The organism is Pseudomonas sp. MF6394 (assembly GCF_002018845.1).
GTDB classification, from domain to species: domain Bacteria; phylum Pseudomonadota; class Gammaproteobacteria; order Pseudomonadales; family Pseudomonadaceae; genus Aquipseudomonas; species Aquipseudomonas lactis.
The window spans coordinates 1-18,753 of record NZ_MVOJ01000021.1; the positions used below are offsets into that span (position 1 = coordinate 1).

The window sequence follows — 18,753 nt, forward strand, 5'->3', positions numbered from 1 at the left end:
TTGTGGTTTCTCGAGTTGGTGTGGCTTGGTGCGTGTTTGTTTTTGTGATGGCTACGGCCGCCCCGGCAACTGACCACTTTCAATTCGTCGGCAGCGTCAAATGTGGATAAGAGACAGGTCTATGGTTTCAATGCAAATACCGGACGCCCCGGTACAACCCTCACCTCTGCCTGCGACAAACCTCAGTTCAACGTGTACGACCGAGAAGGCAACGATACCTTGGATTTCTCTGGCTTCTATCAAGACCAACGGATCGATTTAACACCCGGCACTCGCTCCAGCGTAGGTGGCCAGCACGATAATGTGTTTATTACCCCGGAAACCCTTATCGAAAACGCCATAGGTGGCAAGGGCAACGACCGTATCAGCGGAAATAGCGCCGATAACATCCTGATCGGTGGTGCAGGCGCGGATCATCTGACCGGTAATGGCGGTTTCAATACCTTCAGCTACCATTTTTCCTGCGATTCTCCACGCAATAACGCTGACCTCCTCACGGACTTCACCACAGGCAAAGACAAGATTGATTTGAGAACAATGAGCGAAAACGCTCACGTCAAACTCAACTATGTCAATCAGTACCGCAACCAGCCCGGCGACACGATCATCGTGCACAACCCGGCCACCGGCAGGTACTTCCTGGGCGTTGATTTGACAGGCGACGGGAAGACCGATTTTTTGATCAAAAGTACCCGGCCAATCAGCAGCGAAGACGTTATTGGGCTGAACATCCAGGATGACGGTTACCTCTGATCGTTCAGGGTGGACAGCATCAACGCAAGGCCCGGCGCAGCACCTTGCCCACCGTAGTCTTGGGCAATTCCGTAGTGCGAAACTCCACATACTTAGGCAGCTTGTACCCCGTGAGGTACTCTCGGCAGTGCGCAAGAATCTGCTCCTGTGTCAGGTTCGGGTCCTTGCGCACGACGATGATCTTGACCTTCTCCCCGCTCACCGCATCTTCCACACCAATGGCCGCCACTTCGGCAACTCCAGGGTGCATGGCCACCACGTCCTCGATTTCATTGGGGTACACGTTGAAACCCGAGACCAGGATCATGTCTTTCTTGCGGTCCACCAGGCGAATATACCCGCGTGCGTCCATCACGCCGATATCACCGGTGGACAGCCAGCCCTCGGCATCCAGCACCTCGGCGGTTTCCTTCGGCCGTTGCCAGTAGCCCTGCATCACTTGCGGGCCGCGTACTTGCAACTCGCCCTGCTCGCCGATGTCCGCCAGTTCGCCGTCTTCACGTATAAAACGCACCCAGGTAGAGGGCAACGGCACACCAATGCTGCCGGTGAATTCCATCTCGCGCATGCGCGAAATATCAATGGGGCTGATGCTCACCACGGGCGAGCACTCGGTCAGCCCGTAGCCTTCGATGATCGGCAGCCCGGTCACTTCCTTCCAGCGCTTGGCCACGGCGGTGTGGGTGGCCATGCCGCCAGCAATCACCAGGCGCAGGTCGGAAAAGTCCCGTGCACAGAACGCCTTGTTTTCCAGCAAGCCATTGAACAGCGTGTTCACCCCGGCGATGCCATTGAAGCGTTCCTTGCGCAGGATCATCTGCACGCGCTTCACGTCCCGAGGGTTGGCGATGAGGATATTACGCCCGCCCAGGCACATGAACATCAGGCAGTTCACCGTCAGGGAGAAGATGTGGTACAGCGGCAGCAAGGTCACGTTGGTTTCCTGCTTGTGCTGGTTTAACTGGTCACCGACCCAAGCCTTGGCTTGCAGCAGGTTGGCAATGATGTTGCGATGGCTGAGCATCACGCCCTTGGCATCGCCGGTGGTGCCGCCGGTGTATTGCAAAAAGGCCAGTTCTTCGCGGCCCAGGCTGACCGGCAAATGGTGCATGGCCCTGCCCTGTTTGAGCACCTGGTTGAAACGCAGCGAGCCGGGCAGCCTGAAGGCCGGCACCTGCTTCTGCACGCTGCGCAGAATGAAGTTCATCGCCGCGCCCTTGAAGGTACCCAGCAAGTCGCCAATGGCCGCGACCACCACACGCTTGACGCTGCTGCCCACCATGGCTTTTTCCAGGGTATGCGCGAAATTTTCGAAGATCACCACGGTTTCGGCGCCACTGTCCTTGAGCAGGTGCTTGAGTTCGTGGGCGGTGTACAACGGGTTGACGTTGACCACCACCGCCCCGGCCAGGATCGTGCCCAGCAGGCAGATCGGGTACTGCAAGCAGTTGGGCATCATCAGGGCCACGCGATCGCCCTTCTTCACGCCCTGGCCCTGCAACCAGGCGGCAAAGGCAATGCCTTGGGTGCGCCAATCGGCGTAGGTCATTTCGGTGCCGATGCTGACGTAGGCGACCCGCTCACGGAATTTTTCCAGGTGCTCCAGGAACACTTCGCGCAGCGAGGGGTAGTCCTCGATCCCGGCCTCAATGTCCGCCGGCACGCCGGGCAGGTAAGTGTTCAACCAGATGCGTTCGGTGTGTTCCAGGCTGATAGCGTTCATGGCAGTGTCCTTATTGTTGTTTTTGATAGCGCTACTTTTCGACGATGGCGGTGATGCCCAACCCACCCGCCGCACAGATCGAGATCAGGCCGCGACCGCCACCGCGTTCGTGGATGGCCTTGGCCAGCGCCGCCAGTTGCCGGCCACCTGTGGCCGCAAAGGGATGACCGCAGCCCAGTGAGCCGCCGTTGACGTTCATCTTGGCGCGGTCGATGGCGCCCAGGGGGGCGCTCAATCCGAGTCGCTCGCGGCAATACTGCGGGTCTTCCCAAGCCTTGAGCGTGCACAGTACCTGGGCGGCGAACGCTTCGTGGATCTCGAAGAAATCAAAGTCGGCAAAGCTCAAGCCTTCACGTGCAAGCATGCGTGGCACGGCGTAAGCCGGCGCCATCAGCAGGCCCTCGGTGCCGTCGACAAAATTCACCGCAGCCGTTTCGCCGGTGCGCAAGTAGGCCAACACCGGCCAGCCATTGGCGGCGGCCCATTCTTCACTGGCCAGCAGCACCACCGAGGCGCCATCGGTCAAGGGCGTGGAGTTGCCGGCGGTCAGCGTGCCGTTCTGGCGGTCGAAGGCCGGCGACAAGCCTGCGAGCTTTTCGAGGCTGATATCGGCACGCAGGTTGTTGTCACGGGCCAAGCCGCGATGGGGGCTGATCAGGTCGTCGAAGAAGCCGCGTTTATAAGCCGCATCCAGGCGCTGGTGGCTGGTGAGGGTCAGCTCGTCCTGGGCCAGGCGCTTGATCTGCCAACGCTTGGCCATTTCTTCGCAATGCTCGCCCATGGACAGCCCGGTGCGCGGTTCGCCATTACGCGGCAGCAACGGTTTGAACAGCATCGATGGGCGTACTTTCAACAAGGTTTTGAGCTTGTCGCCCAGGCGTTTGGCGCGATTAGCCGCAAGCAAGGTATGGCGCAAGGATTCGTTGATGCCAATGGGCGCGTCGGAAGTAGTGTCGGCACCACCGGCAACGCCCACGTCGATCTGGCCGAGGGCGATTTTATTCGCCACCAGCAGCGCGGCTTCAAGGCCAGTACCACAGGCTTGTTGTACATCATAGGCAGGGGTTTGCGGGGAAAGCGTGGTGGACAACAGCGCCTCGCGGGCCAGGTTGAAATCCCGCGAATGCTTGATCACCGCCCCAGCGGCAAACTCACCCAGGCGCTGGCCGTGCAGGTTGTAGCGCTCCACCAACCCTTGCAGGGCGGCGACCAGCAGGTCCTGGTTACTGTCGTGGGCATACACCGTGTTGGAGCGCGCAAAGGGAATACGGTTGCCGCCGATAATCGCCACGCGGCGGGTCGGGGCTGGGGTAAAACTGTGGTCGCTCATTGCTGGCTCTCTTTGCAAATGAATAGCCCGCGCATATGGGGCTTGTCCCCGGCGAGATTGCGCACTTCGAACTCGCGCCGTGGGCCGCTCACGGGGTGGCCCCACAGGGCAACCTGGCCGGGCAGGAAGATCGGCAATTTGAAGTCGCAATGGGCCTCGGCCTGGTCCATGCCGCCGGGTGGTTGTTGCGCTGCCAATGCGCGGCCCAGGGTCCACATGCCATGGGCGATGGCGCGACGAAAGCCGAACAGCCTGGCACCGATGACCGACGTGTGAATGGGATTGAAATCCCCCGAGACCTTGGCAAAGCGTCGCCCCAGGTCGGCGGGCAGTACCCAGCGCTGGGTGCGTAACAGGCCGTCTTCCTGCAGCGGCAGAGGGTCATTCCAGGGTTCACCCACCGGGTCACTGACATCACGGCGCAAGTACAGACTGTCGCTTTCCCACACCAGGGATTCCTGGCTGTAGGCACGGGTGGCGATGCTCAAGGCCTGCCCTTTCGGATGGGCCACCCAGCGCTCGCAATACACCTCCAGGCGCAGCGCCTGGCCCTCGTGCAGGCGCTGGTGCTGACGAATACGATTGGCCAGGTGCACCATGCCGCTGGCCGGGTACGGGAAGCTTGGCCGGGTCAGCAGCATCAGGTGCAGTGGGAACGCCAGCACATGGGGATAGGACAATGGCACGCCCTGCTCGCGACGAAAGCCACACGCCCGTGCGTAAGCGGCGATACCGGCCGGCGAAAGCTCCACCGCGCTGCGCACCAGGCGTGCGGTGGGCAATGGCGGCGCACCGTCGAACTTGGGTTTGCGCAAGGCGCGCAGGCCGTCGAGCAACAACTGCGTGCGCGACGGCGGTGGGTCGATAATCTGCGTCACGTAGTCCATCGGTCAGGCTCCCAACAGGCTTTGGCCGCACACCCGCACCACCTGGCCATTGACCCCACCCGACGCCGGATGGGCCAGCCAGGCGATGGTCTCGGCCACGTCGATGGGTTGGCCGCCCTGGGACAATGAATTCATGCGCCGCCCCGCTTCGCGGATCATCAGCGGGATCTTCGCGGTCATCTGCGTTTCGATAAAGCCAGGCGCCACCGCGTTGACCGTGACCTGCCGGGCGGCCGCACGCGGCGCCAGGCCCTGTACCAGGCCGATCACCCCGGCCTTGGACGTGGCGTAGTTGCTCTGCCCCAGGTTGCCGGCGATACCGGAAATCGACGACACGCACACAATGCGTCCACCAGGGTTCAAACCCTGACTGTCGAGCAAGGCCTCACTGAGCTGCCACGGCGCTTCGAGATTGACCGCCAGCACACTGCGCCAGGCGGCCTCGGTCATTTTGGCGATGGTCTTGTCGCGGGTGATCCCGGCGTTGTGCACCACCACATCAAAGGCGCCGTATTGGCTGACGTGGGTTTGCAACAGTGAGACGGTGTCGGCGGCGGTAATATCCAGGGGCAACGCCGAACCGCCCACGCTGGTCGCCGCCTGCTGCAAGGCTTGCTGGGCCTGGGGCACGTCCACACACACCACATGGGCACCGTCGCGCGCCAGCACCTGGGCAATTGCCAGGCCGATGCCACGGGAGGCGCCGGTGACCAGGGCGCGTTTGCCGGCAAAGGGTTTGTCCCAGTTGACGGCGGCGTGGCCATCGACCGGTTTTTCCAGGCGCACCACTTGCCCCGAGACATAGGCGGAGCGGCGCGACAGGAAAAACCCCAGGCTGCTGTCCAGCGCGTCTTCCGCGCCCGGCGCCACGTACAGCAATTGCACGGTGATCGCCCGGCGCAGCTCCTTGGCCAGCGACCGCACCAAGCCCTCAAGGGCACGTTGGGCGATGGCCTGGGGCAAGTTGTGGCAATGTTCGGGCGCGGTGCCCAGTACGACCACCCGGCCATGCTGGCCCAGGCGTTTGGCATTGCTGTGAAAGAACAGGTAGAGCTCATCCAGCTGTTGCAGGTCGGCCACCCCGCTGGCATCGAACACCGCGCCTTGCACCTTGACCGTGGACGGCGCCTTGAGCGTCGCCGGGGTCGCGGCGACGGTATCAGTGGCGCTGAAGAGGCGCTGCACCGAGGCCACCAGGCGCCCTGCCCCGGCGATGATCACCGGGTTAGCCAGGCCGGCCTGGCCGCTGCGATGCCGTTGCAGTGCCAAGGGTTGCGGCAAGCCAACGGCCTGGGCCAGGCGCCGGCCCCAGGGGGAATTGACGAACGAAAGGTAGCTGTCACTCATAGAGGGTTTCACTCACAACACAGTTCTTGGCTGGTAAACCCGATCAAATGTGGGGAACTGGATTACCCTCTGTAGGAGCGAGCTTGCTCGCGAAAAACGTCAACGATAACGCGGGCTGCCTGAATGAACGCGGCGCCTGTGAGTTTTTCGCGAGCAAGCTCGCTCCTACAGTTAGGGCAATCCAGTTCCCACGTGGGGGCCGGGTTTCTATTAATTGACCGGGACGCTGCGCCGTTTGGCCACCGGCTCGAGCGCCTGCTTACGCTGCTGCAGGGCCTCCAGCAAACCAAAGTCCTGGGGGAAGTCATCCACCTGGATACCGTGGTCGGCGTATTCCACATAGCGCGCCAGCAAGGCGTCTTCGTCGTCGCTGATCAAATCCAGCGCCCGCGCCTTGACGCGCCAATCGGTAAAGGCCGTGGCAGCAATCGGCAGCGGGCCGAGCAGACCTTGCTTGATGGCGGGTTTGAGCCGCGCCTCGATCAACTCCACTTGGGGCAACAAACGGAAACCCAATTCGCCGTAGGCCAGCTTGTCGACTTCCGGACGCGGGATGTAGGAATTGGCCAGCAAACGGTCGCGGGTCTCGCCAGGGGTCTGCACCACCTGCGCCACCTGTGCCAACAGCCGGTCCGATGGTTTGCGCAGCGGGATGCCAAACGGAAAACTCAACGTGCGCACCACCGCTGCAGCGGGTTTTGAGGGGTAGTTGTCGAGCACTTCGGCCAAGGCTTCATGGGCGCGCAGCAACGCGTCCTGGGCCGCCCAGTGCACCAGCGGCAAGTCCGCCTGGGGCCTGCCGTCATCCTCGAAGCGCTTGAGCACGCAAGACAGGATGTACAGCTGCGACAAAATATCCCCCAGGCGCCCGGTAATACTTTCCTTGCGCTTGAGGGCACCGCCCAGCACGCCCATGGAGATATCCGAGATCAGCGCCAGCACCACCGACAGCCGATTGGCCTGGCGATAGTAGGCAGCCAGCGCCGGGTCGGTCTTGGCCGGGGCCGCAATCAGGCGCCCGCCGGTCACGGCATGCACCGCTGCGCGTACGGTGTTGGCCACGACAAAACTCACATGGCCAAACATTGCGCTGTCGAAGTCTTCCAGGGCCTTGCGCCGGTCGGGGTTGTGCGCCGCCTCCATCTCGCGGAACACGTAGGGATGGCAACGAATCAAGCCCTGGCCAAAGATGATCAGGCATCGGGTCATGATGTTCGCGCCCTCCACCGTAATGGCGATGGGGCTTTGCTGGTAGGCACGGGCGAGGAAGTTATTGGGGCCCATGCAGATGCCTTTGCCGGCGACGATGTCCATGCCGTCGTTGACGATGATCCGCGCCCGCTCGGTGACGTGGTACTTGGCAATGGCCGAGATCACCGAGGGTTTCTCGCCAGCATCCAGGGACGCCACCGACACCTTGCGCACCGCATCACACGCATACAGATGCCCGGCCATACGCGCCAATGGCGCCTGCACACCTTCGAACTTGCCGATGGGCAGGCCGAATTGCTTGCGCATCGCCGCATAGGCGGTGGTACCGCGTACCGCCACTTTACCCAGGCCGACGTTGGCCGAAGGCAGGGAAATTGCCCTGCCTGCCGCCAGGCATTCCATCAACATGCGCCAGCCGTTGCCGATTTGTTCGCGACCACCGATCACCCACTCCAAGGGGATGAACACATCCTTGCCGGTGGTTGGGCCGTTCTGGAAGACCGCATTCAACGGCCAATGACGCCGGCCACTGTTTACGCCCGGGTGGGACGTGGGGATCAACGCACAGGTAATGCCCAGGGAACCTGGCGCGCCAAGCAGGCCCTGCGGGTCTTCGGCGCGGAACGCCAGGCCCAGCACCGTGGCAATCGGGCCGAGGGTGATGTAACGCTTGTCCCAGGTCACTTTGAAACCCAGTACTTCCTCGCCCTCATGCATACCTTTGCAGACGATGCCCAGGTCGGGGATCGCGCCGGCATCGGAGCCCGCATACGGGCTGGTCAAGGCGAAACAGGGGATGTCGTCACCGCGTGCCAGGCGCGGCAGGTAGTAGTTGCGCTGGGCGTCGGTGCCGTAATGCAGCAACAGCTCGGCCGGGCCCAGGGAGTTGGGAACCATCACCGAAATCGCTGCCGCCGAGCAGCGTGTCGACAGCTTCATCACCACTTGGGAATGGGCGTAGTGGGAGAAACCTTTGCCGCCGTACTGCTTGGGAATGATCATGCCGAGGAACCCGGCCTCCTTGGTGTACTGCCAGCCCTCGGGGGACATGTCCTGCCAGACTTGTGTGGTTTCCCAGTCGTTGGCGATGTCGCACAGGGTTTCGACTTCGTTGTCGAGGAAGGCTTGCTCCTCGGCGCTCAGGCTGGCCGGCGCGGCTTGCAGCAGGCGCTGCCAGTTGGGTTTGCCGCTGAACAGCTCGGCATCCCACCACACGGTGCCGGACTCGATGGCCGCACGCTCGGTGTCGGACATCGCCGGCATGATCGTACGAAACAGGCCCAGGGCCTTGGCGGTCAGCAGCTTGCGACGCAGCGGTTTGACCGCCATCACCAAGGCGGGCAGCACCACCAGCACTGCCGCCAGGGTCATGCCCGGCACGGCCACCACGTTGAACAGGTAACCCGCCGCCAACCAGACCAGGCCAGCGCCCAGCCACAAGGTGGCGGCGGCTTGTCGATACGCCAGGGCAATCGCGGCGGCGAGACCCACCAATAACCAGATAAGCATGGGGATACCTCTACTTGATTCGGGGCGTGGCAAACGCGTGGGCAGCTCGATATGAACTGCGGCTGAAAACCACACTACAAACTTCAAAGAGCAAATTCAAATTTTGTTTTGAAATTTTTATTTAATCGTTAAGCCAAAAAAAACACGGCTGAATGCCTCAACCTGTCCTCACCGACATAGATCACCGCCCTGTAGAAAGACGCAGCTCGGAGGAAGGCTGCAAGATGCGCTTGCCGCCCTCCGCCATCGTCCTCAGGCCCCGTCAGAACGCATAGGTCGCTGACAAACTGACCACATCACCGGAAGACTCGGCCTTGCCATCCAGGCTTGCGCCGCCCAGCCGGTCGATGTTCTTGGTCTTGAGATTGACCTTCTGCACGAACTGATGGGAATAGGCCACATCCAGGCTCAGGCCCTTGACCGCCTTCACATCGTAGCCAGCCCCCAGCGAAAGGAACGTACGATCACCATCGGGGATGCGTGGATCGCGGGTGGAGTTACGTGTAGGCGTCTGGTCGATAGCCACGCCGGCACGCAAGGTCAGTTCATCGGTCGCACGGTAGTCACCACCCAGGGAGTACATCCAGGTGTTTTTGTAGTTGTAGGGAATGGAGACAATGCGCATGTCGCCGGAGTCGAGGGTCAGGTCCTTGAACGACGACCATTCGGTCCAGGTGACGCTGGCACCCAGGGTCAGGCGATCGTTGAACTGATGCACCCAATCCAGGCCCGCCGTGGCAGGAATATCCAGTTGAACCTTTGCATGCGCACCGTTGGGCGCCAATTCCAGGCCAGGGTAGGCGGTGTTGACCAACGTACCGGTGCCCCCGAATGGGCTGGGCTGAGTCATGAGGTTGTAGGAAAACTGATCGGCGTACAGGTTGTACTTACCCGTCATCTTGTTTTTGATCTTGGCGTGGTAGTTCAGGCCCAAGGTGTCGCGCTCGGTGGGCTTCCACACCACGCCGGCAAACCAGCCAGTGGAAATATTGTCGACCTTGACCCGCATCAGCGCATGGCCCACGTCTGAGGGGAAGTTGATCCCGCCAAGCTCGGAGTCCGACACTGCCGCAGCGGACAACAGGTCGACGTTCTGGCTGACGAAGCCCTTGCTGTGCTGCACGATCATGCCGCCCCCCACGGAGAACTGGTCGTTGACTTTAAACGACAGCGAGCCCGTCAGCCCGACGGTTTCGATTTTGGTATCCACGGCAAAGTCGCGCAGTTTGGAGTCTTCATTCCAAGTGGAGCGCATGCCCTGTGGCACCACTTGGCTCAAGCCGAAGGCAAACCGGTCGCCCAAGGGCATTACCATGAAGCCGGTGGGCAGCCAGGCCGTGAAGCCGCCCTGGCCACCGTCGTTGTTATTGACAGCGGTTGCGGCGCCATCGGGAAAACCGTTCTCGTCCAACGGCGTACTGGAAATCGGGTTGCCGGCGTAATCCGAGGCACTGCCCTTGTACTTGATCTTGATGCGCGCATAGTCGACCGTGAATTGCGCAACATTGTGTTCGACAAACGCCATGGCGGCCGGGTTGTTGTAAGCCGAGCTCGGGTCGTTCTTGAACAACGAGCCGCCGGCAAACGCCCTGCCCCAACCAGGTGCGCCGTAGGTCGGGGTTGAAAAACCGCCAGCCTGTGCAGGCGCGATGAAGGCGGTTACCCCTCCCATTAACGCCAGCCCCAGCAAAACCTGCACGTGTTGTTTCTTATTATTCATGCGGCACTCCTTTTTGTTATCCCTGTGAACCGGCCTCGCCCGTTCGTCTTGCTGCCCGGCACTGCCTGAACTGGCGCCCGGTAAAGGCGCCAGTCTTTCAGCAGGTGATCAACCCAGTGTTCCGACCGGCCATCAAGGCACGATGGTGAAGGTTGGGCTTGGGGTCACGCTCAAGCTCACCACGGTGCAGCTGCCGCTGAGCCCTTGGTTGGCCGCCGTCAGCACCCCACCGCTGTAGCCCACGGTGATGGTCGATGGGCCACAGTTAGAGGCTGGGTACAGAACCGAAGAGGCGATGGTATAGCCGACATTGGCGACCGAACCTGCCGCTGGGCCGGTGGCGGTCAATGTCCATGGCAACCCAGTGATTTTTGGCAATGCGCAAAGGCCGCTACCGCTCACCGTCACCCCGGTGATCTTGGCCACCCCAGTGGCGTCGACGTTGCCGGTAAAGTTGGCGGTGCAGTTAACGGTGGCCTGATAGGACGACGGTGACTTCACCGAAATAGTGCCAGGCGCCGTAAAGTTCGAATTAACCGGCGTGATGCTGTAGGCATTGGCCATGGAAGCAGCACCCATGCAAACAGCCAAGGCAGAGAGCGACACGAGAGTTTTCAAGCTTTTCATTGTTTTTCCTCACATGTTATGGCGATTCATTTCGCCAGGGGTAATGGCCATGATCGAGAGGTCACGGTGAAACTGCAGAACTTCCCTTTCCAGCCAAATTTCAATGTATTTACCGCTGCAACAGTCGGAACGCGTTATTCGACAACTTTGAAGTTGGTTGGCATCTTGATCGACACCGTCTTGATCTTGCAGTCTTCGCCAATCGCCACATCGCTGGCTTCCAACTTGCCAGTGGCGTTATCCCAAGTACCGTCGGCCGTCGAAGGCCCGCACTTGCCGCCGAGGCCGAAGGCATGCACATCCACGCTGATCTTCGACATGGAGCCACTTTTTGTGTCTTTGGCGATTAACACCCAAGGCAAGTTGATAGCTTCGACGCGACTGCACTTGAGGCCACCGTCGAACTCGACCTTGTCCACATTCACCGACGAACCATCGGCTGCAACCTTGCCGGCCACCTTGATGGTGCAATCGGCACTGATGAGCTTGCCTTTGGAAAAACTGATAGGCCCCTGGGCAGTGAAGGCACTGCCCGCGGGTTCGATACGCGCAGCCTGGGCCTGGTGATACACAATCAGGCCCATGGCCGCCAAGAAGATGTGGGCGGTGAACTTGGCAGAACTTTGCATGGTGTACGTCCTTCCCTTGAAATTATTGTTGTAGGGTCAAACCAGGTGCTTGCACTCAATACTCCGGGCGATCAGAACCTGCGCGATACACAGATCCCGAGTACACCCTGAAGGCTTACTTCATCTCAAAACGGCTTGGCACTACCGCTGTACTTTTCCAGGTACTTCAAGCGTTTTGACGGTTGAAGATTGGTCAGGTTGATATCGCCGGCATAGTGATTCAGTACGCGATGGTCCATTCGACGCCGCCACAAATACGGCACATAAGCCCAGACAATCATGCTGGCGTAGCCATACGGAAGTTGCGGTGACTCATCAAAATGACGCAGCGACTGATAACTGCGCGTGGGGTTGGCATGGTGATCGGAGTGCCGTTGCAACTGGAACAGAAAGATATTGGTGACAATGCGATTACTGTTCCACGAGTGACGCGGCGAGCAGCGTTCATAACGGCCATTGGGCAACTTCTGGCGCTTGAGACCGTAATGTTCGACGTAGTTCACCACTTCCAACAACGAGAACCCGTAGATGCCCTGGATAATCAAGAACGGAATTACCGCCGCCCCCAGCCAGGCAATCATCGCGCCCCACAACACCACGCTGTACATCCAGGCGCTGAGCACGGCGTTCTTCCAGTGCAGCGCCGGCAGGCCGAGTTTGCGCAGGCGTTCGCGCTCCAGGTTCCAGGCAGACACGGCGCTGAACCACACCGAACGCGGCAGGAATGCCCAGAAACTTTCACCGAGGCGCGAGCTGGCAGGATCTTCCGGGGTGGCGACCCGTACATGATGGCCACGGTTATGTTCGGTGTAGAAGTGCCCGTAGAAGGTCGGCGCCAGAGTAACCTTGGCCAGGAACACTTCCAGGGGCTTGGGTTTGTGCCCCAGCTCATGGGCGGTGTTGATGGCAATGCCGGTGGCGGCACCGGTGGACATGGCCATGCCCACATAGGTCAACCAGCTGATTTCACCGTGAAGTTCAGTGCGTGCGGTGATGAACGCGGCGGTCTTGGCCAGCCAGCTTGAGGGTTCCAGGGTGGCCGTGGCGTGCAACAGGCCGCCGTTGATGATCCAGTCGATGCCGCCTGCGGCGAGCCAACCGGTGATGATCACCGAGGCAATCACAAACAGCACGCCGGTGTAGACGATCCAGCGGTAGTAGCGTTGGGATTCAAGGTGGCTGACCGCAGATTCAGGCGGGTTGCTGACGTCTTCGCCGAGCAGGCCGTCAATCAGCGGGATCAAGCCGAAGATCACCAGCACGCCCACCCACCACAGTTGTTGCACGCCTGTGGTGATGGCAAGGGCGCCAGAGAGTAAGGGAGTGGCCAGCGGCATGATGCCGAGCCACCACAGGTGGCGTTTGCCGTCGGCCCAGACATGCGGAGCTGCCAGCGTCTGGTTCATGGCAGCCTCCGAACACATTCGGTAGGCAATGCGACAGCGATGCGCTGACTGCTGCGAAAAATCATGCATGCGATAAAAGGCGTTTTTTTCATTATTTTATTCGCTCTTAGGCATTTCAAAAATAATTTCAAATTACACATTGAAATATTTTTTTAAATAAATAGCGCGGAATCGTTAGGTCGTCAACTAGTTTCTCCAGCCCTTTTTTCCGTGACCGAGCAGTCTCTTTTCAGCCATTGGGTCAGGTATTCAGGGCAGGCGTCAACGCTAATGAACCGCAGTCGAGTAGCACCGTTATTTGCTCGCCAAGGCTACAGATGGCTGTAACGGTCTGACGTTTTCACTGGGTCGAACCCGCTTGGCCACCTGCTCCACCAGCGCCGCCACGCGCTCGGAGGCGGTGATCGGCAACATATGCCCGCGGCCTTCGATCACCTGCATTTTCAGCCCTGGCACCTTGCTGGCCAGGGCTTGGCCGTGTTTCTGGAAGTCGAGCACCTTGTCTTGCCCACCGTAGATCAGGCCGATGGGCAGGGTCAGTTGGGGGTAGCGCTTGACCATGTCCGGCAGGTGATCATTGACCCGGTTGATCTCGGTGGACGCGGCGTAGAAGTTGTCGGGGCGCATGCCCAACAAGCCGCCGCCACGGCTGGCGAAGTCTGGCGGCGCAGGGTCCGGGGCGAACACGCCCTTCACCACTGAGTCTTTGGTCAGCAGGCCGATGGGCAGGGTCAAGGTGTGGGCCACCCAGCGCCGCAGCCAGGCCGGGCGCACGGCCAGAGACAGGAACACCAGCGGCAGCATGCGCTGGGGGTGAGTCAAGGGCGCAACCAGCACCAACCCAGACACCGCATGGGGATGGTCGAGGGCCAGCGCCAGGGCAATCGCGCCGCCCAGGGAGTGCCCCAGCACCAGCGGCTTGTCCAGGTCCAGCGTCTTGATAAAGGCCGCGATTTGTCGCGCCTGGGCCGGCAAGTCTGCTGGCGTGCCGCTGCGCCGGGTGGAATAGCCTGAGCCCGGCCGGTCGAGGCTGATGACGCGAAAATGCTCACGCAACTGGCCGGACAAGGCATAGGTCAGGTTGCGACTACTGCCCATCAGCCCGTGAATCATCACCAGCGGCGGGCCCTTGCCCTCTTCGACATAATGAAAGCGCTCGCCATCCACCTCGACGAAGCGCCCGTTGATCGGCACGGTCGCTTCAATGCGCCGCGTCATCCAGGCACTCAAGCCCCATAACACCGCGCTGGCGCCCACCAGCACACCCGCAGCGACAACCCACTCCACAGCCATAGCTCGGTCCTCTGCTTCCCTGCTGCTGGCGACCCGACCGGAATTAGCCTGGCCTCAGCCATCGTCCACACCCTGGACCTAGACTTCATGCATACCACGTTCGTCCGTCGGACAAATCGCTCATGCGCAACAAGGCCCTAGCGTAGGCGAATTTTTCAGGTAGATTATTTAAAATCTTTTTTAAAATAAATAATTCAATTTTCCTTTGCAATGGTGTTCTATCTAAAAGACAAAACAAGAACAGGAGCACATCCGATGCCCAAGCGCTTTATTGACGAGGCAGCCCTATGAATGCCCCCAGTGACTCAATCGACATCGCCATCATTGGCTCCGGGTTCGCGGGCCTGTGCATGGCGATCAAACTCAAGGAGGCCGGGCTCACCGACTTCTTTATCGCCGAACAGGCCGAGACACTCGGCGGTACGTGGCGCGACAACCACTACCCAGGGTGCGCCTGCGACGTGCAGTCCCATGTGTACTCGTTTTCCTTTGCGCCCAACCCGAACTGGACGCGACAGTTCGCGGCCCAACCCGAGATTCGTGCCTATCTGGAAGACTGCGCCAAGCGCTTCGAGCTAGCGCCTTACCTGCGCTTTGGCATGGGCTTGCAACGTGCGCTGTTTGATGAACAACAACAGCGCTGGCAACTGACCTTCACTAACGGCCGCCACGTCAGCGCACGGGTACTGGTGTCGGGCATGGGGGGCTTGTCACGCCCGGCAATGCCAGATATCCCAGGGCTGGACAGTTTCAAGGGCAAGCGCTTCCACTCCCAGCAGTGGGATCACGAGTACGCCTTGAAGGGCAAGCGCGTGGCGGTGATCGGCACCGGTGCCAGCGCCATCCAGTTCGTGCCGCAGATCGCCCCGCAGGTAGCGCACCTGGACCTGTTCCAGCGCACGCCGCCGTGGATCATGCCCAAACCCGATCGGCCGATTTCAACGGTCGAACGGTGGCTGTTCAAGCACCTGCCGTTCACCCAGAAGCTGGCACGCGCTGCACTTTACTGGGCACTGGAAGGCCGCGTGGTGGGCTTTGCCCTGCATCCACGCCTGATGAAAATGGTGCAGAAAATCGCCCTGCGTCACCTGCGCAAACAGGTGGCCCGCCCTTCCCTGCGCAAAACCCTGACGCCGGACTACACCATCGGCTGCAAGCGCGTGCTGATCTCCAACGATTACTACCCGGCACTCTCGCGCAGCAATGTCGAAGTCGTCACCGACAGCGTGCTGCGCATCGAAGCCGACGGCGTGATCACTGCCGACGGTATCAAGCACCCCGCCGATTGCCTGATCTTCGGCACAGGTTTCCAGGCCAGCGACCCGTTGCCCCGTGGCTGCATCATCGGCCGTGACGGCATCGACCTGATGGACGCCTGGCGCGATGGCGCCCATGCCTATAAAGGCACCACCGTGCCGGGCTACCCGAACCTGTTTCTGATCGTCGGCCCCAACACTGGCCTGGGGCATAACTCGATGATCCTGATGATTGAGGCCCAGGTCGCGTACATCCTTGATGCCCTGAAACACATGCAGCGCCAGCGCATCACCACGGTGGAGGTCAAACCTGCCGTGGAGCACGCCTACAACCAGCAGTTGCAGGACAAACTCAAGCGCACCATCTGGAACACCGGCGGCTGCCAGAGCTGGTACCTCGACCCGCGTACCGGCAAGAACACCACGCTGTGGCCCGGCTCGACCTGGCGCTTCAAGCAGGTCACCCGGCATTTTGCCCTCAAGGACTACAGCGTCAGCCAGGTGCCGGCGCCCGTCCTCCCGCGTGCGGTTGCAACGCCCCACTCCACCACAGAAGGCAGCCTGTCATGAAGTCATTCAACGGCCGCGTCGCGGCGATCACGGGCGCGGCTTCCGGCATGGGCCGCGCACTGGCCCTGGCCCTGGCGCGGGAAGGGTGTCACCTGGCGCTGGCAGACAAAAACAGCCAGGGCCTGGAACACACCCAGGAGCTGATCCGCGCCTCGACCTTGGCGCCCGTCACCGTCACCATCCAAGTGCTGGACGTCTCCGACCGCCAGGCCATGCAGGCGTGGGCAGCGCGTTGTGCGGCTGAGCACGGCCAGGTCAACCTGGTGTTCAACAATGCCGGGGTGGCGCTGTCGAGCACCGTCGAAGGGGTGGATTACGCCGACCTGGAATGGATCGTCGGCATCAACTTCTGGGGAGTGGTGCATGGCACCAAGGCGTTCCTGCCGTACCTCAAGGCCAGCGGCGACGGGCATATCATCAATACGTCCAGCGTGTTCGGCCTGTTCGCCCAGCCGGGCATGAGCGGCTACAACGCCACCAAGTTCGCCGTGCGCGGCTTCACCGAAGCCTTGCGCCAGGAACTCGACCTGCAACGCTGCGGCGTGTCGGCCACCTGTGTACACCCCGGTGGCATTCGTACCGACATCTGCCGCAGCAGCCGCATCGACGCGAACATGACCGGTTTTCTCATCCACAGCGAGCAACAAGCCCGCGCCGATTTCGAAAAGCTCTTCATCACTGACGCCGACCAGGCCGCCAACGTGATCCTGCAAGGCGTACGCAAAAACAAGCGCCGCGTGCTGATTGGCCGCGATGCCTATTTCCTCGACCTGCTCGCCCGTTGCCTGCCGGCGGCCTATCAGGCGCTGGTGGTGTTTGCCAGCAAACGCATGGCGCCCAAGCCGCGTACGCCAGTGTTTGAAACCAACGACGAGCCTCGACTCTGAACAGGAGCACGCAGCATGTTGCCGATCCGTCGCGATATCCGTTTTGCCTTGCCTGCCGAGCGCATCAAGAACTGGCACGAACAAGGGCCTGTGGTCAGCCATTTCTTCAATGCCCTGTCGTTGCTGTTTCCCCAGGGCGAGCTGTTCTTCATGGACAGCGTGCGCCACTACCGTGGGCAGATCGACGATGCCGAACTGAAAAAAGAGATCCAGGGGTTTATCGGCCAGGAGGCCATGCACAGCCGCGAGCACGTGGCCTATAACGACTTGCTGCAAGCCGCCGGCCTGCCGGCGCACACCCTCGACCGACGCCTGAAGTTCTTCCTCGACCTGCAGAAAAAACACCTGCCACCGTCGTTCAACCTGGCGGTGACCATCGCCCTGGAACACTACACCGCCATGCTCGCGGAAATCCTGCTGAGCGACCCGTCGCGCTTTGGCGACTCACTCAAGGGTTACCAGCAGATGTGGTACTGGCACGCCTTGGAAGAAACCGAACATAAAGCCGTGGCGTTCGATGTGTGGAACACAGTGATCAAGCCAGGGCCTGCGCGTTACCTGCTGCGCACTGGGACCATGCTGACCACCAGCGTGCTGTTCTGGGTGGTGGTGCTGGATTTTCACGTGCGCCTGTTGATTGCCGACCGCACTTCGGGTGGCACGCTGAAGGGGCTGTGGCGCATGGTTAAATTCTTGTATGGGCCCAAAGGCGTGTTTCCACGGATGTTCCGGCCGTGGCTGCATTACTTCAAGCCGGGGTTTCATCCCTGGGATCATGACAACCGGGCGCGGTTGGCGGGCATTGACCGGTTGGTCGAAGAGATAGAGCGTACGCGCCGCGGCTACGACGCTTATCAAACTGACGCACCCTGACCTAACTGTGGGAGCGGGCTTGCTCGCGAAGACGGTGGGTCAGTCACTGAATCTTTAACTGAACCACCGCTTTCGCAGGCAAGCCAGCTCCCACATTGGTCATGTACTACCCACAAAATCTGCGCCTGGCACAGATCCCCCTGTGGGAGCGGGCTTGCTCGCGAAAGCGGTGGGTCAGCCACTGAAGCTTTAACTGAACCACCGCTTTCGCAGGCAAGCCAGCTCCCACATTGGTCATGTACTACCCACAAAATCTGCGCCTGGCACAGATCCCCCTGTGGGAGCGGGCTTGCTCGCGAAAGCGGTGGGTCAGTCACTGAATCTTTAACTGAACCACCGCTTTCGCAGGCAAGCCAGCTCCCACATTAATCATGTATTGCCCACAGAATCAGCGCCTGGCACAGATCCCCTGTGGGAGCGGGCTTGCTCGCGAAAGCGGTGGGTCAGTCACTGAATCTTTAACTGAACCACCGCTTTCGCAGGCAAGCCAGCTCCCACATTAATCATGTATTGCCCACAGAATCAGCGCCTGGCACAGATCCCCTGTGGGAGCGGGCTTGCCCGCGAAAGCGGTGTGTCAGCCACTGAAGCTTTAGCTGAACCACCGCTTTCGCAGGCAGGCCAGCTCCCACATTAATCATGTACTACCCACAAAATCTGCGCCTAGCACAGATCCCCTGTGGGAGCGGGCTTGCCCGCGAAAGCGGTGTGTCAGTCACTGAATCTTTAAC

The 18,753-nt window shown here is 60.7% G+C and carries 14 protein-coding genes; 4 read left to right on the top strand and 10 right to left on the bottom strand.

Annotated elements, in window-relative coordinates:
* Nucleotides 1-102 precede the first annotated feature (102 nt).
* Nucleotides 103-753: a M10 family metallopeptidase C-terminal domain-containing protein gene (locus MF6394_RS20340; RefSeq protein ID WP_238597306.1), complete on the top strand. Its 651-nt coding sequence runs from the start codon at nucleotides 103-105 to the stop codon at nucleotides 751-753.
* A 19-nt stretch (nucleotides 754-772) separates the two neighbouring features.
* On the opposite strand, the gene MF6394_RS20345 is transcribed toward MF6394_RS20340, so the two are convergent.
* The 10 genes from MF6394_RS20345 to MF6394_RS20390 form a co-directional block, all read right to left on the bottom strand.
* Nucleotides 773-2,476: an AMP-binding protein gene (locus MF6394_RS20345; protein ID WP_069558248.1), complete on the bottom strand. Its 1,704-nt coding sequence runs from the start codon at nucleotides 2,474-2,476 to the stop codon at nucleotides 773-775.
* 31 nt (nucleotides 2,477-2,507) lie between these two features.
* Nucleotides 2,508-3,806: an acetyl-CoA C-acetyltransferase gene (locus MF6394_RS20350; RefSeq protein ID WP_078467400.1), complete on the bottom strand. Its 1,299-nt coding sequence runs from the start codon at nucleotides 3,804-3,806 to the stop codon at nucleotides 2,508-2,510.
* Nucleotides 3,803-4,693: a MaoC family dehydratase gene (locus tag MF6394_RS20355; RefSeq protein ID WP_078467401.1), complete on the bottom strand. Its 891-nt coding sequence runs from the start codon at nucleotides 4,691-4,693 to the stop codon at nucleotides 3,803-3,805. The genes MF6394_RS20350 and MF6394_RS20355 overlap by 4 nt, the downstream gene beginning before the upstream one ends.
* A 3-nt stretch (nucleotides 4,694-4,696) precedes the next feature.
* Entirely contained in the window at nucleotides 4,697-6,040 is a 1,344-nt protein-coding gene (locus MF6394_RS20360) for a 3-oxoacyl-ACP reductase (RefSeq protein WP_069558245.1), read from the bottom strand.
* Between the two features lie 210 nt (nucleotides 6,041-6,250).
* Nucleotides 6,251-8,761 carry an acyl-CoA dehydrogenase gene (locus MF6394_RS20365; protein WP_078467402.1) on the bottom strand — a complete coding sequence of 837 codons (2,511 nt, stop codon included), beginning with the start codon at nucleotides 8,759-8,761 and terminating at the stop codon, nucleotides 6,251-6,253.
* A 262-nt stretch (nucleotides 8,762-9,023) separates the two neighbouring features.
* Nucleotides 9,024-10,481, bottom strand: coding sequence for an outer membrane protein transport protein (locus tag MF6394_RS20370; protein ID WP_003190765.1), 1,458 nt, complete (start codon nucleotides 10,479-10,481; stop codon nucleotides 9,024-9,026).
* A gap of 132 nt (nucleotides 10,482-10,613) precedes the next feature.
* Nucleotides 10,614-11,108, bottom strand: a complete 495-nt coding sequence (gene praB, locus MF6394_RS20375; RefSeq protein ID WP_003190764.1) for an alkane oxidation protein activator PraB — start codon at nucleotides 11,106-11,108, stop codon at nucleotides 10,614-10,616.
* Between the two features lie 134 nt (nucleotides 11,109-11,242).
* The gene (gene praA, locus MF6394_RS20380) at nucleotides 11,243-11,737 is read right to left on the bottom strand and encodes an alkane oxidation protein activator PraA (RefSeq protein ID WP_032892163.1); all 495 of its coding nucleotides are present in this window, start codon (nucleotides 11,735-11,737) and stop codon (nucleotides 11,243-11,245) included.
* A 125-nt stretch (nucleotides 11,738-11,862) separates the two neighbouring features.
* A complete protein-coding gene (locus MF6394_RS20385) occupies nucleotides 11,863-13,143 on the bottom strand; it encodes an alkane 1-monooxygenase (protein ID WP_078467403.1) in 1,281 nt (426 codons plus the stop codon).
* Between the two features lie 294 nt (nucleotides 13,144-13,437).
* Nucleotides 13,438-14,436, bottom strand: coding sequence for an alpha/beta fold hydrolase (locus MF6394_RS20390; protein ID WP_078467404.1), 999 nt, complete (start codon nucleotides 14,434-14,436; stop codon nucleotides 13,438-13,440).
* 287 nt (nucleotides 14,437-14,723) lie between these two features.
* Here MF6394_RS20390 and MF6394_RS20395 point away from each other — a divergent pair, with 287 nt between their 5' ends.
* From MF6394_RS20395 to MF6394_RS20405, 3 genes are read left to right on the top strand one after another with little or no spacing between them, the layout of a single operon-like run.
* Nucleotides 14,724-16,262, top strand: a complete 1,539-nt coding sequence (locus MF6394_RS20395; RefSeq protein WP_078467405.1) for a flavin-containing monooxygenase — start codon at nucleotides 14,724-14,726, stop codon at nucleotides 16,260-16,262.
* Nucleotides 16,259-17,149, top strand: a complete 891-nt coding sequence (locus tag MF6394_RS20400) for an SDR family NAD(P)-dependent oxidoreductase (protein WP_044273409.1) — start codon at nucleotides 16,259-16,261, stop codon at nucleotides 17,147-17,149. Before MF6394_RS20395 ends, MF6394_RS20400 begins: the two co-directional genes overlap by 4 nt.
* Before the next feature lie 15 nt (nucleotides 17,150-17,164).
* Nucleotides 17,165-18,022: a metal-dependent hydrolase gene (locus MF6394_RS20405; RefSeq protein ID WP_047710675.1), complete on the top strand. Its 858-nt coding sequence runs from the start codon at nucleotides 17,165-17,167 to the stop codon at nucleotides 18,020-18,022.
* Nucleotides 18,023-18,753 lie beyond the last annotated feature (731 nt).